We start from the raw sequence: 15808 nt of genomic DNA, 5'->3' as shown, positions 1-15808 counted from the left end.
CGGAAACCGCCCGCACGGGTCGCGATCAGAGCGCGGCCTTGATCTTTTCCGCCGCCTCGGGCGAGACCCATTGCGTCCACATCTCCTCGTGGGTGCGCAGGAACTCGCGGGCGCCTTCCTCGCCGATGGCCTGGTTGTCGGTCATCCAGGCCATCATCTTGTTGACCGTGCCGTTGTCCCAGCTGCGCTTGGACAGATAGTCGATCACCCCCGGATCGGCCGCGTCGGCGAATTCCTTCGAGACCAGGGTGAAGACGTTGTCGACCGGGAAGGCGTTCGGCTTGGGGTCGGCGCAATCCGCGACCGAGGTGCAGCGCTTCCATTCCGCCATGTCGTTTTCCATGCCGAAATCGACCGGCACCATGTCGTACTTGCCCAGAAGCGAGGTCGGCGCCCAGTAGAAGCCCAGCCAGGGCGCCTTCTGCTCGTAGGCCTTGGCGATCGAGCCGTCGAGTCCGGCGGCCGAGCCGGTATCGACCAGGCTGAAGCCATGGCCCTCGATGTCGAAGGCTTTCGCAAGCTGGGTGGTGACGACCGTGCCGCCCCAGCCGGCCGGGCCGTTATAGACCGCGCCCTTGCCCGGATCCTCGGGGGCCGGGAACAGCTCGGGATGGGCCAGGATCTCCTCGATCTTGTTCAGGTTAGGATGTTCGTCCAGCATGTAGCGCGGGATGAACCAGCCCTGCTGGCCGCCATCCGACAGCGAGCGGGCAAGCTCGACGATCTTGCCGTCCTTGAGCCCCGACGCCACGAGCTCGGGCATCAGGTCCACCCAGGCCTCGGGGATGACCTCGGGCTCGCCCTTCTCGACCAGCGAGGTGATGCTGGGCACGGTGTCGCCGACGACGATCTCGGCGTCGCAGCCATAGCCTTCGTTGAGGATGAACTGGTCGAGGCTGGCCATCAGCTCGGCGCTCTGCCAGTTCATGCTGGCGATGGTCAGGTTTCTGCAATCGGCCGAGGCGGTGCCGGCCAGCGCCATCAGGGCCAGGGCAGAGGCGGAAAGATAGGATCGTTTCATGATGTCATTTCCCTGTCGCGACATTGATCACCGCCGCCCGGCCCGTCGCAGAAAACCGGGTGGCTGATTGGGTCAGGATGGGTCTCCTGCCGGCTTTCGTCCCGGGAAGCGGCCACGCAGGGCGGCCGCCTGCAGGGCAATTCGGATCCGGGGCAGGATCCGCCGGCGGTCGGGTGCCGCCGATGTGCCATCCTTCCAGCCGGCCCGGCGGCGGGATGCAAGGATAACGGCATTTTGTGCAAGAATCGCGCCATCGGTCGTGCAGGGTCCGGTCGAGCAGGGCGGGCGAGGGGACACGGCCCGGGGATCGTCGCGATCCTGCCCCGGATGCAGGGGATGCCGCCTGGCATGGCGCCGCTCATGACGGGGCTTTCGCCATGCTTCTGACGCGGGCGTCGAAGCGGGCGATCTCGCGCGGCTCGGCGGCCTGGCCGGTATAGATCTCGACATAGGTGGGGATGCGCGCCAGCCGCGTCTCCAGCCTCTCCTGCGCCCGCATCGAGATATAGCCGATCTGCGTCAGATAGATGGTGCGGGCGCGGACATCGGCCTCGTGCTCGGGAAGGCCCCAGTGCATCAGCATGTCGCGCAGCGCCGACAGCCGCGCCTCGTCCGCGGCCTCGATGCGCGCGGCGACGCGGGCGTCCTGCAGCGCCCAGCTGCGCACCGCGAATTCCAGCCGCGCGTCGAAAGCCCCGGACAGGAAGCAGGCGAGCACGTTCAGCATCGCTTCGGCCCGCGATTCGGCATATTCGCGGGTCGCCGCGACCATCGGCTCGGTGGTCTTTTCCGCCCAGCCGTCGATCAGCGCGGTCAGCAGCGCCTCGCGGTCCGCGAAGAACCAGTAGAAGCTGGTGCGCGAAAGGTTCAGCTGCCGGGCCAGCGGCAGGATCTTCACCGCGTCGACGCCGCTGTCGATCAGCGCCTGGTAGCCAGCTTCCAGCCAGCCCTCGCGCGAGCCGCGCCATCCGGTCTCGGGAACAACAGGGTTTTCCATGACTTCTGCATAGCCGCCGCGACGATTCGCCTCAAGCAAAATGTCCATGAGTGCATACCAAAGGATCACTCATGATTTTTTAATTGACACAAGTGAACATTTCATTGCCTTCTTGGGGCAACGACTCCCACCCCTCACAGGCAGAGCCATGTCGAACGATCCCCTTTTGCAGCCCTATCAGCTGAAGCACCTGACGCTCCGCAACCGGATCATGATCACCAGCCACGAGCCGGCCTATCCCGAGGACGGCATGCCCAAGGACCGCTACCGCGCCTATCACGTCGAGCGCGCCAAGGCCGGGGTGGCGCTGACCATGACGGCGGGCTCGGCCTCGGTCTCGCGCGACAGCCCGCCGGTCTTCAACAACATCCTGGCCTGGAAGGACGAGGTGGTCGGCTGGATGAAGCAGCTGACCGACGAATGCCACGACCATGGCTGCGCGGTGATGATCCAGCTGACCCACCTGGGCCGCCGCACCCGCTGGGACAAGGCCGACTGGCTGCCCGTCGTCTCGCCCAGCCATGAGCGCGAGGCGGCGCATCGTTCCTTTCCCAAGAAGATGGAGGATTGGGACATCGAGCGCATCATCGGCGACTATGTCGATGCGGCCGAACGCATGAAGGCGGCGGGGCTCGACGGGCTGGAGCTGCAAGCCTACGGTCACCTGATGGACCAGTTCTGGTCGCCGCTGACCAATGACCTCGACGGCCCCTATGGCGGCAGCCTCGACAACCGGCTGCGCTTCACCTTCGACATTCTGCGCGGCATCCGCGAACGCTGCGGCGAGGATTTCATCCTGGGCGTGCGCTATACCGGCGACGAGGATCTGCCGGGCGGGCTGACCGCCGAGGAGGGTCTGGCGATCTCGCAAAAGCTCAAGGACAGCGGGCTGGTCGACTTCCTGAACGTGGTCAAGGGCCATATCGACACCGATGCCGGGCTGACCGATGTGATCCCGGTGCAGGGGATGCGCAACGCCCCGCATCTGGAATTCGCCGGCCAGATCAGGAAGGCCACGGGCTTTCCCACTTTCCATGCCGCGAAAATCCCCGACGTGCCGACCGCGCGCCACGCCATCGCCGCCGGGCTGCTGGACATGGTCGGCATGACGCGGGCGCACATGGCCGACCCGCATCTGGTCCGCAAGGTCGTCGAGGGGCGCGAGGACGACATCCGTCCCTGCGTCGGCGCGAACTATTGCCTCGACCGCATCTATCAGGGCGGCATGGCCTTCTGCCTGCACAATGCCGCCACCGGCCGCGAAGAGACCATGCCGCAGACCATCCCGCCCGCCCCGGCGAAACAGCGCATCACCATCGTCGGCGCCGGTCCGGCCGGGATGGAGGCCGCCCGCGTCGCCGCCGAGCGCGGCCATGACGTCACGGTCTTCGAGGCCGCCGACCAGCCCGGCGGCCAGATCCGCCTGACCGCCCTGGACGAACGCCGGCGCGAGATGATCTCGATCATCGCCTGGCGCATGGCGCAATGCGAGAAGCACGGCGTGACGTTCAACTTCAACACCTTCGCCGATGCGGCCGACGTGCTGGCCACCGATCCCGACGCGGTGATCGTCGCCACTGGCGGTCTGCCGCATGTCGAGGTGCTGGAACAGGGCAACGAACTGGTTGCCTCGGCCTGGGATATCCTGTCGGGCGACGTGAAGCCGGGCCAGAACGTGCTGATCTTCGACGATGCCGGCGATCACGCGGCGCTGCAGGCCGCCGACCTGATCTCGGCCGCCGGCGCCAGGGTCGAGATCGTCACCCCCGACCGCAGCTTCTCGCCCGAGGTGATGGCGATGAACCTGGTGCCCTATATGCGCAACCTGCAAAAGCGCGACACCACCTTCACCGTGACCTGGCGGCTCAGGTCGGTGACGAGCGAGGGCAACCAGCTGCGCGCCACGCTGGGCAGCGACTACGGCGGCGTCACCCGCGAGCGCATCGTGGACCAGGTGGTGGTCAACCATGGCACCCGGCCGCTGGATGAACTGTATTTCGCGTTGAAGCCGCTGTCCTCGAACCTGGGCGAGGTGGATTACGAGGCGCTGACCGCCGGCGGGCCGCAAGAGGTCCGCAAGAACCCCGAGGGCAGGTTCCGCCTCTACCGCATCGGCGATGCGGTGGCCGCCCGCAATACCCATGCCGCGATCTACGACGCATTGCGGCTGGTCAAGGATTTGTAACGCATCCTGGCACGCGGCGAGAACCCGCGCGCCGGCCGGATCCGAAAGGTGAACCCAAATGCCGCGACCGCAACCCTTGCAGGATTTCCTCGATGTCGCCTTGCCCGCCATGCGGGCGCGGGCCCATGATGGCAATTCCCCGGCCTCGCTTCAGGCCATATCGGAGGCGGTGCTTGCGGTGGGGCAAACGGGCGCCGGGCCGGCAAGCCTGCCGGTGGTGGATGCGCTGCTCGACCGGGCGCTGGCGCGCGAGATGGACTATGGGGATCTGGCCGAGCTCCTGCAGGCGGTGCGTGCCCTGGCGCCGCTGCTGTGCTGGCGCCGCCGGACCGGCGATGCCGGCGCCAGCGCGAATTTCGCCGAAAACCATGCCAATGCCATGCTGCTGGGCCCCGGCGGCATCGAGGAGCGTCGCGACCTCTGGATCGGCCTCAGCCTGATCGCGCCGCAGACCCGCTATCCCGACCACCAGCACGCGCCCGAGGAAACCTATCTGGTCCTGTCGCCCGGCAGCTTCCGCAAACCCGGCCGCGACTGGTTCCAGCCCGGCATCGGCGGCAGCTTCTTCGTGCCCCCGAACGCGGTCCACGCCATGCGCGCCGAGGAGGAACCGCTGTTTGCCCTCTGGGCGTTGCGGGTCTGATCCTCACCGTTATCCAAATACCCCGGGGGTGTGGGGGCAGAGCCCCCTCCGCCCGCACAAGCGACCGGCAACCGGGCGGCAAGGCTTGGCCCGGCGCTATCCTGATCTGCCCTCGCTCAGCGCGAAACCGCCAAGCTTCTGTCGCTGCACCGCCGCACCGACTTCCCGATCATCGTGCAGCTGATGCCGCGGAAAGCGTTGGCTGAAGATCTCGAAGAATGACCGCCTGACCCAGACTGGCGGCATTGCGACATCTGCCTGGCGGCCGGCTATGCCGTCAGCCTGCAGGAAACCACCGCCAAGGCCATGTCCCGCCCGGATATGCCCGGGCTCGGCGCCGCCCCGCGGCTCGACGTGCTGAGCGAGCCGAGCGCGACCTGTCGGCGCCGATGGGCCGGGCGCGAGATCGGCGCACCGCCCCGCAGTCTGCCGTTGCAGGAATCCCTTGACAGAATCGATGCGGGGCAGCAGATATCGAATATCGTATACGAATATACGAGTCATAACGAAACGGCCGACCTGCCAAGACCAACCGTTTCACCCAGCGGGGCAGGCATGACGCGGCACGCTGCCCTGAAACAACGCCGCAAACAGGGAGGGAAGAATGCCAAGACTGCTCGCTTCGACGGTCTTTGCCGCCGGGCTTTTCGGCGGCGCCTGCTTGGCCACCGCGCAGGATTGCGGCAATGTCACGCTGGCGCTGCATAACGTGCAAAGCGCCGAGCTGCTGACCTACGTCGACAAGTTCATCCTCGAGAACGGCTACGGCTGCAGCACCGAGACCGTTCCCGGCGATACCGTGCCCTCGACCACCTCGATGGTCGAGAAGGGCTCGCCCGACATTTCCTCGGAAACCTGGGTGGATCTGCTGCCCGAGATCGTGCCGCGCGGGCTCGAGGACGGCAAGATCGTCTATGGCGCGCCGGCGCTGCCGGACGGCGGCATCCAAGGCTGGTGGATCCCGAAATACCTGGCCGACGCGCATCCCGAGATCAAGACCGTCGAGGATGCCCTGGCACATCCCGAGCTTTTCCCTGACCCGGAAGACCCCGGCCGCGGCGTGATTTTCAACGGCGCCGAAGGCTGGGGCGCCACGGTGGTCACGGCACAGCTTTTCAAGGCCTATGAAGGGGAACAGAAGGGGTTCAACCTGATGCGCCCCGGATCGGCCGCCGGACTGGACGGCGCGATCGCCCGGGCCTATGAGCGGCAGGAAGGCTTCATCACCTATTACTGGGCGCCGACCGCGCTTCTGGGCAAATACCAGCTGGTGCTGCTGAAACCGGCGGTCAAGCACGATCCGGTCGAATGGAAACGCTGCATCACCGATCTGGATTGCGCCGATCCCAAGGTCACCGGCTGGCCCATCGACACGGTGATGACAGTGCTGACCAAGGATTTCGCCGACCGGGCCAGCCCCGCGATCCTGGACTATTTCAACACCCGCGGCTGGAGCAATGACACCGTGGCCAGGCTGATGGCCTGGCAGGGCGACAACCAGGCCATGGGCGAGGAAGGCGCCATCCATTTCCTTGAGGAGAACAAGGATATCTGGACCAAATGGCTGCCCGCCGAGGTGGCCGCGAAGGTCGAGGCCGCCCTCTAGATCGGTCGCCGGTGGCTGGACAGGCCGGCACGGCTGACGCACCCTGCGCTTCGCCCGATTCCTGGCGGGCGAAGCATCGACCCTTCCCCCAATCTTCGCCTCAGGAGAAACCCGTATGGCGTTCAAGCGAATGATCCATGCCGTCGATACCCATGCCGGAACGCCGATGCGGGTGATCACCGGCGGCGTTCCGCATATTCCCGGCGGCTCGGTCTACGAGAAGATGAAATGGCTGGAAGCCAATGACGACCAGCTGCGCAAGCTGATGCTGCGCGAGCCGCGCGGCTATGCGGCGCATTGCTGCAACATCATCGTGCCGCCCTCGCATCCCGAAGCCGATGCCGGCTATGTGATCATGGAGCAGGTCGAATATCCGGTCATGTCCGGCGGCAACACCATCTCGGTCGCCACGGTCCTGCTGGAGATGGGGTTGCTGCCCATGCAGGAACCGGTCACCGAACTGGTGCTCGAGGCGCCGGCGGGGCTGATCCGGGTCCGCGCCGAATGCCGCAACGGCAAGGTCAAAAGCGTGACCTTCCGCAACGTGCCGGCTTTCGCCGCCCATCTGGATGCCGAGATCGAGGTGCCGCATCTGGGCCGCGTCCGCGTCGATATCGGCTGGGGCGGCATGTTCTATGCCATCGCCGATGTCCGGCAATTCCCGGGCCTGCAGCTGATCCCCGAGCATGGCCGGGAAATCGCCCGCATCTCCTCGATGATCCGGCAGGCGGCGATCGAGCAATTGGCGGTCGAGCATCCCGATTATCCGGGCGTGGGCATCACCATCTCGCAACTGTCCGGGCCGACCGACGACCCGCAGGCGGACTGGAAGAACGCGGTCACCATGGCCTCGGGCGAATTTTCCTGGGACAATCCGGCGACCTGGACCGGGGCGCTGGATCGCTGCCCCTGTGGCACCGGCACCTGCGCCAAGATGGCGGTGCTGCATGCCAAGGGCGAGCTGCCGCTGGGCCAGAGCTTCCGGCACCAGAGCATTCTTGGCAATGTCTATACCGGGCGGCTGATCGAGGAGACCGAGATCGCCGGCCGCCGCGCCGTGGTGCCGGAAATCTCGGGCACCAGCTGGATCCATGGGCTGAACACGCTGGTGCTGGACCATGACGATCCGTTCCCGGAAGGCTTCACCGTCGGCGATACCTGGGCGTGACGCCGTTCCGGCGCCGACCGTTCGGTCGCGGGTGTCCCGTCGGGCCGGGGTCGGCCCCGGCCCGTATGAGGAAACCGCGCGGCGGCCCCGCCGGCCCCCGCCGGTCGCTGCGACGGGTCTGACGGCGCGGCGACCGCTCAGCGCGCCAGAAGCTCGTCGGTGCCGACGACCTCGCCATAAAGGAAGGCCAGCCCGGCCATGAAGGCGGCATGGACCTGCGCGGCGGGGGTGGTCACGCCGTTGAACTCCAGGTCGCGGGTGGCGCAGGCGTCGTGGACGGTCACCGTCCGGTAGCCCAGGTCGTTGGCAGCCCGGGTGGTGGCATCCACGCACATATGGCTCATGGCGCCGACCACCACCACCTCCTCGACGCCCTGTTGCGTCAGAAGCGCGTCCAGCCCGGTCTCGCGGAAGGAATTGGCGAAGTTCTTGGTGATCACCGGCTCATCGGCCTGGGGCAGGACGGCTTCGTTGATCTGCGCGCCGTCGCTGCCCGGCACGAAGATCGGCCCGCCCGGCATCTCGTGGCGGATGTTCACCACCAGATCGCCGTTTTCGCGGCCATGACGGATGACCCGGGCGGCATTGGCGGCCGCGGCCTCGATCCCGACCAGAGAGAAATTGCCCCTGGGCCAGTATTCGTTCTGCAAATCGACGACAAGAATGGCGCGCTTCGACATGGTCTGTCCTTTCGGTGCTTGTTGCCCCGGCAGCATGGCCTTGGGCGTCCGGTTCCGGCTACTGTCGAAACCGACAGAATCAGGGGTGATCCGGACAATGGCCCAGGCAAGGATCGGCATCCTGCTTTATCCCGGCACGCAGCTTTCGGCGGTGCTGGGGTTGACCGGCCTGTTCGGGATCGCCGCCCGCTCGGCGCGGCAGGGCGAGGGCCTGCGCGTGCTGCACCTGCGCGCCGAAGGGGCCGCCGCACCGCAACCGGTCTTCGACAGCGACCCGCAGCAGGCGCAGGAGGCGCGCTGCGACGTGCTGATCCTGCCGCCCTCGCTGGAGCCGCCGATCGGCGCCGAGACCGCCGCGCCGCTGGCCGGCTGGCTGCGCGAGTGCCATGCCGGGGGCACGGTGCTGGCCTCGGTCTGCGCCGGCGCCTTCCTGCTGGCCGAGACCGGGCTGCTGGACGGCCGCGCCGTGACCACGCATTGGACCTATGCGCAGGTCTTGCAGGACCGTTTCCCGCGGGTGCGGGTGGACAGCGACCGGCTGATCATCGACGGCGGCGACATCGTTTCGGCCGGCGGGCTGATGTCCTGGACCGACCTGGGCCTGAAGCTGGTCGACCGCTTCCTGGGGCCGGTGGCGATGACCGAAACCGCGCGGATGCTGCTGGTCGATCTGCCGGGGCGCGAGCAGCGCTATTACAGCGGTTTCGTGCCGCGGCTGAGCCACGGCGATGCCGCGATCCTGAAGGCGCAGCATTTCCTGCAGGCGCAAGAGGGCCGCGCGACGCGGCTTTCCGTCCTGGCCGGGCAGGCGGGGCTGGAGGAGCGCACCTTCCTGCGCCGCTTCCAGAAGGCGACCGGGCTGACGACGACCGATTACGCCCAACGGCTGCGGGTGGCGAAGGCGCAGGAACTGCTGCAATTCGGCCAGCAACCGGTCGAGCGCATCGCCTGGGAGGTCGGCTATTCCGACCCCGGCGCCTTTCGCAAGGTGTTCCTGCGCATCGTCGGCCTGCCGCCGGGCGAATATCGGCAGCGCTTCCACGCCTGAGCCGGCGGACCGCGACCCCGCGCCTCTAAAGGATGGTCGCCAGTCCGCGTTTCCTTGGCTCTGGCTCGCTTTCCAGGATGGCAGCGGGCGTGGTGCTGCTGGCATAGACCCGGGCCGCATTGCCCAGCAGCGAGCCGGCGATCAGCCAGGTGATCGGCGTCAGCGTGGCATTGGGGATCAGGTCGATGACGTTCATCGCCACCGCCACCGCCATGGCGCCCAGCAGCGCATATTCCGAAACGGGGCCGGATCGGTGTTTCGACATCGCGCGATACAGCAGGAAGACCGGCGCCGCCAGCAGCAGGAAGACCGCCAGATAACCGAGCATGCCGCGCGAACCCAGATAGATCACCCACAACCCGTCCGGAATCGCCATCAGATCGCCGTCATAGGGATCGACGATCAGCGAGCGCCCCGAGCCGCCCCAGCCCAGCAGCGGCTTTTCCATGGCGCGCTCCAGCAGCCGCTCCTCGTTCATCAGGCGGAACTCGAGCGAGCGGGCGCGCTCGGGCGAGGCGCTCATCGCCAGGTCGACGATGCCCTGCAGCGGCATGAAGGGCGATGAACGCAGCACCGGGTAAAGCGTCGCCACCGAAACCGCGACCGCCGCGACCAGCACCACCCGCCGGGGCGAGTAGAGCGCGATCAGCGGGATGAAGATGGCCGAAAGGATCAGCGCCCCGGCGGATTTGCAGATGAACAGCGCAAAGGCCAGGTAGCCGACGATCAGCTTTGCGCGCCGCGTCCTTTCCGACCGGGCCAGCCCGACGGCGAAGGCGAAGGCGACGGCGGTGATCGAGGCCACCCAGAGCGGATGCTCCAGGAAGACGATTGGCCGGTAGCCGCCATAGCGGATGGTCTGGATGAAATCGTGCTGGAAATAGCCGTAGACCCAGACGTTGATCTGCGGGCTCATGCGGATCTCGATCAGCATGGGGATGGAATACCACAGCATCGCCAGCACGATATAGCGGCAGAGCAGCCGCGCCCCGCGGAAATCGTGCAGATAGCGATAGCCGAGCAGCAGCGGCAGGACCTGGAAAAAGGCCCGGAACATCTCTTTCACGCCGCTGGCGACGGTCAGGCCGGGCCGGAAGGTGTTCCCTTCGATCAGGACATCGCCATTGAGCAGGTCGGTCAACAGCGGCGTGAAGATGAAGATCGCCAGCAGCGTCTTGATCAGCGGGCCCATCGACGGGGCTTCGGGAAATGGATCGCTGCCCTGCCGGCTGGCCAGCAGGATCGCCGCCACCACGGTCGGCGTGGTGTGCTTGTCGAAGCCGGGGATCCCGGGAATGAAGAAGGTGATCAGCGGCGGCAGGACCAGATAGCCGGCCACCAGCGACAGGATCAGCGCCTGTTGCCGGTCGTATCGGGTGAACATCCACATCATCACGACGGGCCATATCAGCAGCACGAAGACGGCCATGCTACCGATCCGTCCTGACCCGGGGTGATGCGCGCACGGGGAGGGGCTCCAGTTTCGATGCGGGACGCGGTGACTCGAGTTCTAGTCCATAATCGCCGGATTGCAACGTGCGCTTGCGGGGCTTTTTAGCGGCAAGCGCCCAGCCCGTCCCGGCCATACCTGCCGCAAGGGACAGGTCGCGCCGCCGGCAGATCGCTTGAACCTGGCGGGGGGCCGGCATAATCTGACCCTGCTTTCCCGCGGACCGAGTGGGGATATGCATGAGGCCCATCGTTTCCAATGATCTTGTTGCGCGTATGAACCACTGGACCCTGATCGTTACCGCCGCCGGCGCGAATGTGGCGCTGAACCTGTTGCTGAAGAAGGGCGGCCAGCATCTCGACACCAGCAATGTCGGTGCGCTGGTCCTGTCGATCCTCGGCTCGACCTGGATGTGGATGGCGGTGATCAGCGCCGGCCTGCTGCTGACCGCCTTCGTGGCGGCGATCCGGCTTTATTCGCTGAGCCTGACCTATACCGCCGTCACTGCCCTGGCCATGGTGTCGCTGACGGTGATCGACGCCCTGATCCAGCAGGAGACGATCGGCGTCGGCCGGTCGCTGGGGCTGGGTCTGATCGTTTCGGGCCTGCTGGTCACCGCCTTCGCCACCTCCTCGGCCTGAGAAGGCGGGCGGCGCGTTCAGCGCGCCGCCAGGATGAAGATCCCCAGCATCACCGCGCCGCAGACCAGTCCCACCCGGTCGCGGAAGGTGAAGACGATCGGGTCGTCGGTCATGTGGCCGCGCCGGGTCAGCAGCTGCATGCGGCCCAGCCAGAAGAACAGCACCGGGCAGATCAGCAGCAGCAGGTCCGGGGCATCGAAATGCTCCTGCACCTCGGGGTCCTGCGAATAAAGCGCGAAGACCAGCACCGCCGCCTGGGCCGCGCCGATGGACATGGCCTGCAGGATCGGCAGGTCGCCCACCATCATGTTGCGCCCCGCCGTCCTTTCCGAGCCGCGCAGCAGCATGTCCTCGAGTTCCGCCTGGCGCTTGATCGTGGCGAGCGCGAAGAACAGGAACATCGAAAACACCAGCAGCCACGGTGACAGCACGATCCCGGTCGCCGCGCTGCCGGCGACGATCCGCAGCGTATAAAGCGCGGCCAAAGCCAGCACGTCGACCATCATCTTGCGCTTGAGCGAGAAGGAATAGGCCGAGGTCGCCACCAGATAGACCATCAGCGTCCAGAAGAACGGCCCCGGCAGCCACAGCAGCGCCGCCAGCGCTGCGACGGCCAGCAGCCCGCCGGCCAGCAACAGGCCGTTCTTGACGCTGGCCGTGCCGGCGGCGAAGGGCCGAAAGCGCTTTCTGGGATGCTGGCGGTCCGAGGGCAGGTCCACCAGGTCGTTGATGATGTAGATGGCCGATGCGGCAAGGGAAAAGCACAGCATGCCCAGCAGCGCTGCCGGCAGATGGGTCAGGTCGTGCGCGGTCAGGACCGGCAGCAGGACCAGGACGTTCTTGGCCCATTGATGCGGTCGGCAGGCGCGCAGCAGGGCGGGCAGCTCCGAGGCGCTGTCGCCCACGGTCTGCAGCGCCGTGCCCTGTGCCCGCGCCCTTTTCCGGATGCCGGGCGCCACGCGGATGCCATAGGCCTGCCGCGCTGCCGCCCAGACCGGCAGGTCGGCGGCACTGTCGCCGATGTAGTCGAACCCCCCGGCACCGAAGCGGCCGACCAGATAATCCGCCTTGGCCTGACCGGACAGATTGCCCGCGACCCCGGGCGAGCCGGTGCCCACCGCGTCGTCGAACAGGCCCAGATGCGCGGCGACCGCGGCGACCTGGCGCTGGTCCGAGGCCGAGATCAGCGCCACGGGGCGACGCTCGGCGCGGGCGGCCGCGATCAGCGCCAGCACCTCGTCGTCATAAGGCAGCAGGGCGGGATCCACGGTTCTTCGCCCGGCCAGTTCCTGCTTGAACCCCGTCTTGCCGGAGGCAAGCCAGGCGGGCAGGCCAAGCATGGCCGCCGGGCTGGAGGCCAGCAGCCCGACCAGCGCCTCGTGCATGGTGTCGGACCGGCACAAGGTCCGGTCAAGGTCGACGATCAGCGGAACGGCGGCGGCCTGGGCGGCGTGGGGTTCCTGGACCCCCGGCGGGAAAGCCTGCGCATCTAGGGCGGACATGGGTGACAATCCATTTCTGTTCAAAGGTCTGAACGCGCCGCAGCGCGGATCGGTGCCGGCGAAAGGCGCCGGCGGGGCAGGGCGGCGAGGCGGAGCCCCGCGCTCAAGGCGCCGCCTCCAGCCGCCGTTCCCGCTGGGGCACCCGGCAGACGACCAGGTAGAGCGTCAGCAGGGCGCCAAGCGCCACCTCGCGTGAGCGGGCGAATTGCGCCAGGTCGAGGCTTTCCCAGATCCGCTGCGGAAAATAGATCACGAAGACCGTCAGGATGATCGCCGCCATGACCTGCGGCTTGCCGCGGGCGGCGATCAGCAGCGGGAAGGCCATCACCGCCAGCGGCGCCAGGTCATAGTCATGCGCGTAGACGAAAAGCACCGACAGGGCCAGCAACGGCCCGATCAGCCAGACGCCCTGGTAGTGCCTGCGGAAAACGTAAAGCAGCACCGTGCCGACCAGCGCCACCGGCAGGGTCGAGGGGATCAGCACGTCCTGCGTCGCCAGAAGACTGCGCAGCCCGAACACATGCTTGAAGGCCAGGGCGTTGTAGACGCCGTCCTTGTAATCCATCAGCGACCGCACCCAGGCCAGCCATGAGCCATCAAGCCCGTTCACCCAGAGCGGCCAGCCGGACATCGCCACCACGGTCAGCGCGGAGGCGGCGACGAGCTGCCAGCGCCGGTCCAGCAGGAACCAGAAACCGACCAGAAAGACCAGCTGCGGCTTGATGGCGCTGATGCCCAGCAGAATGCCGGCCAGCAGGTCGAGCCGCCGGCTGGCAAGCAACCAGCTGCCCAGCAGGAAGGCGGCGGAAAACAGCGTCGTCTGTCCCATCCAGACCACATGGGCGGTGAACGGGTTGCCGATGATCACCGCCCAGGTGACGATCTCGGCCGCCCGGATCTCCTGCTCGGGGACGCCCGGCGGGTCGAGACGGATGGCATGGTGCACAAAGGCCAGGATGCCCAGGATCGAGGCCAGGTTGATCGAACCGATGATGATCTGCGCCAGCCTGATCGAGCCGACCGAGAGCGACAGCGAGAAGGGCGCGGAATTCGGCGGATAGGCATAGCTGACCGACTGGATGCTCACCATGGAATCCATCTGGCCCTTGAAGGCGACCGGGTCATAGGGTGTCGCCCCGGTCTCCCACATTTCGCCGGAGACGTAGAAATACAGCGCGTCAAAGGAAAAGCTGCTCGTCCCGCGTGCCAGACCGACATAGCCGAACAGCAACAGGGCGACGATTCCCAGCAGAAGCATCGCCAAGGGGATGGGATGCGACAATCTGAACGAAGACGTCCCGCCGGAAATATGCACTTGTCACCTCACTACCGTACCAACGAGCTACCCGATTCGCAGGATATCTCCAGCGCATCTTTGGCATTTTTGCCGGCGCCGGTCATCTTGTCTAACGGGGCAGATTGTCGGCCATCGGCGGATTCCATGCGGTTGCGCAACGGCGATGTCTCAGGGACACGCTTTCCGCGCCTGCCGGTATCGGAACGGGGCCGGGGTCTTCGATAGGCATGGTTCGCCATGAACCGGCACGGAAACTGGAAAACGCCGGGCACCGACATCGGGCGCCCGGCGATATGTTGATGTCGCCTGCCGCTCAGACGAAGTCGAACACGTCCGACAGCAAGACGGTGTCGCCGCCGCCCAGGTTCAGCAGCGTGCCGTCGGCGGTCTCGCGCGCCGTGTAGTTGCGCCCGCCCATATTGAGAACGTCGAGGTCGGAATCGAAGCCGAAGACGGTGTCATGGCCATCGCCGGCGCGGAAGATCAGCACGTCGCGGTCGCCGTCGCCATATTCGGCCTCGCCGATCCAGAGTTGGTCATTGCCGTCGCCACCAGTCACGGTGTCGCGGCCCTCGTCCGCCACCAGCGTATCGTTGCCGCGGCTGCCGACCATCACGTCATGGCCCCAGCGGGTGTTGAAGTTGAACCCGGCGCCGTTCGCCGCGACCGCAGCATTGGCGCCGTTGACGGTGTCGTTGCCGGCATGGGTCCAGCCCAGCTCGAACCCGAAGAAGCGCAGCGAGGAGGGGCCGCCGATATCGGTCTGGGCGCGGCCATTGAAGCTGCTGTCGGCGCCGACCGCGGTGATCGTGACGCCGATGCCACCGATGCCGACGGCCTCGTTACGCGCCGAAACATCGCCGTTCTTGATCCAGACGTTGATCAGATCGTTGCCCGCCCCGCCATAGATCGTGTCATGGCCGGGATTGTGGGTGTTGTTGCCCGAGCCCCAGCGGATGTTCTCGCCGCCGGCGCCGCCATAGATCAGGTCGTTTCCGGTGCTGGAATGGATGAAATCGTCGCCGGCGCCGGCCCGGATCGTGTCATTGCCGGCGCCGCCGTCGATGACGTCGTTGAACCGCGAGGCGATGATGTCGTCATGGCCGCCGCGCGAGAAGATGGTCAAGCCGTGCTGCGGCGTGCCGCCATGCGGGGCATTCAGCACCGCCGCGCCGCCGCGGATCACGTCATTGCCCATCGTGCCGAAGAAGCGCTCGATCCCGGTGAAGTGCAGGGTGCTGCCGCCGATCTGCGCCGTTCCCGCCTCGGTCGAGGAGAAATGCACCCTGGCGCCCTGGGTTCCTTCCAGGATCATCCGGTCGCCGCCGGGATTGCCGGGCGAATAGGGGTTCGGGTCGAACTTGTCCGCGGTATCGCCGCCGTGGATGGTGTCGTTGCCCCGGCCGTTCTTCCAGTAGAAGAGATCGGCGCCGTCCAGGCCCCAGAGCACGTCGTTCCCGACGGTGCCCCGCATTGCGTTGTCAAGATTCGATCCTCGGATCACTGCCATGTCAAACTCCTGGCAAGTTGGTTTTGCGAGGGCTGTGTATAGCGACAATATTTGTCTAAA

Annotated in this window: 13 protein-coding genes; 6 read left to right on the top strand and 7 right to left on the bottom strand. The window is 66.6% G+C overall.

The features are described from left to right. Positions 1-25: 25 nt before the first annotated feature. A complete protein-coding gene (locus ACFOMP_RS03385; RefSeq protein ID WP_379027879.1) occupies positions 26-1021 on the bottom strand; it encodes an ABC transporter substrate-binding protein in 996 nt (331 codons plus the stop codon). Positions 1022-1379: 358 nt separating this feature from the next. Continuing rightward, positions 1380-2018 (bottom strand): TetR/AcrR family transcriptional regulator, encoded by a 639-nt coding sequence (locus ACFOMP_RS03380; protein ID WP_289895959.1) that lies wholly within the window; start codon positions 2016-2018, stop codon positions 1380-1382. Between the two features lie 148 nt (positions 2019-2166). On the opposite strand from ACFOMP_RS03380, the gene hpbA reads away from it, so the two are divergent. The 4 genes from hpbA (at position 2167) to ACFOMP_RS03360 (ending at position 7620) form a co-directional block, all read left to right on the top strand. Then, complete coding sequence (gene hpbA / locus ACFOMP_RS03375; RefSeq protein WP_379027877.1) at positions 2167-4203, top strand: N-methyl-L-proline N-demethylase HpbA; 2037 nt, start codon at positions 2167-2169, stop codon at positions 4201-4203. Positions 4204-4261: 58 nt separating this feature from the next. After that, complete coding sequence (locus ACFOMP_RS03370) at positions 4262-4846, top strand: dimethylsulfonioproprionate lyase family protein (RefSeq protein ID WP_379027875.1); 585 nt, start codon at positions 4262-4264, stop codon at positions 4844-4846. Between the two features lie 604 nt (positions 4847-5450). After that, entirely contained in the window at positions 5451-6452 is a 1002-nt protein-coding gene (locus tag ACFOMP_RS03365) for a glycine betaine ABC transporter substrate-binding protein (RefSeq protein ID WP_289895459.1), read from the top strand. Positions 6453-6567: 115 nt separating this feature from the next. Beyond that, a complete protein-coding gene (locus tag ACFOMP_RS03360) occupies positions 6568-7620 on the top strand; it encodes a proline racemase family protein (RefSeq protein WP_379027873.1) in 1053 nt (350 codons plus the stop codon). 137 nt (positions 7621-7757) lie between these two features. Here ACFOMP_RS03360 and ACFOMP_RS03355 read toward each other — a convergent pair whose 3' ends face one another. Further along, positions 7758-8300 (bottom strand): cysteine hydrolase family protein, encoded by a 543-nt coding sequence (locus tag ACFOMP_RS03355; RefSeq protein ID WP_289895457.1) that lies wholly within the window; start codon positions 8298-8300, stop codon positions 7758-7760. A gap of 97 nt (positions 8301-8397) precedes the next feature. On the opposite strand from ACFOMP_RS03355, the gene ACFOMP_RS03350 reads away from it, so the two are divergent. Then, complete coding sequence (locus tag ACFOMP_RS03350; protein WP_379027872.1) at positions 8398-9348, top strand: GlxA family transcriptional regulator; 951 nt, start codon at positions 8398-8400, stop codon at positions 9346-9348. Between the two features lie 25 nt (positions 9349-9373). Here the strand turns inward: ACFOMP_RS03350 and ACFOMP_RS03345 are convergent, their stop codons facing one another. Next, the gene (locus ACFOMP_RS03345; RefSeq protein ID WP_379027871.1) at positions 9374-10777 is read right to left on the bottom strand and encodes a hypothetical protein; all 1404 of its coding nucleotides are present in this window, start codon (positions 10775-10777) and stop codon (positions 9374-9376) included. 296 nt (positions 10778-11073) lie between these two features. On the opposite strand from ACFOMP_RS03345, the gene ACFOMP_RS03340 reads away from it, so the two are divergent. Next, the gene (locus ACFOMP_RS03340) at positions 11074-11439 is read left to right on the top strand and encodes a hypothetical protein (protein ID WP_289895454.1); all 366 of its coding nucleotides are present in this window, start codon (positions 11074-11076) and stop codon (positions 11437-11439) included. 17 nt (positions 11440-11456) lie between these two features. Here ACFOMP_RS03340 and ACFOMP_RS03335 read toward each other — a convergent pair whose 3' ends face one another. From ACFOMP_RS03335 to ACFOMP_RS03325, 3 genes are all read right to left on the bottom strand, one after another. Next, complete coding sequence (locus ACFOMP_RS03335; protein WP_379027870.1) at positions 11457-12941, bottom strand: UbiA family prenyltransferase; 1485 nt, start codon at positions 12939-12941, stop codon at positions 11457-11459. A 103-nt stretch (positions 12942-13044) separates the two neighbouring features. After that, entirely contained in the window at positions 13045-14199 is a 1155-nt protein-coding gene (locus ACFOMP_RS03330) for a glycosyltransferase family 87 protein (protein ID WP_379027869.1), read from the bottom strand. A gap of 352 nt (positions 14200-14551) precedes the next feature. Further along, a complete protein-coding gene (locus ACFOMP_RS03325; RefSeq protein WP_379027868.1) occupies positions 14552-15748 on the bottom strand; it encodes a calcium-binding protein in 1197 nt (398 codons plus the stop codon). Positions 15749-15808: the final 60 nt, after the last annotated feature.

The organism is Paracoccus simplex (assembly GCF_042648325.1).
GTDB lineage: Bacteria > Pseudomonadota > Alphaproteobacteria > Rhodobacterales > Rhodobacteraceae > Paracoccus > Paracoccus simplex.
Note: the sequence above shows the minus strand (reverse complement) of the source record. Positions and strands in the feature narration are given on the sequence as shown.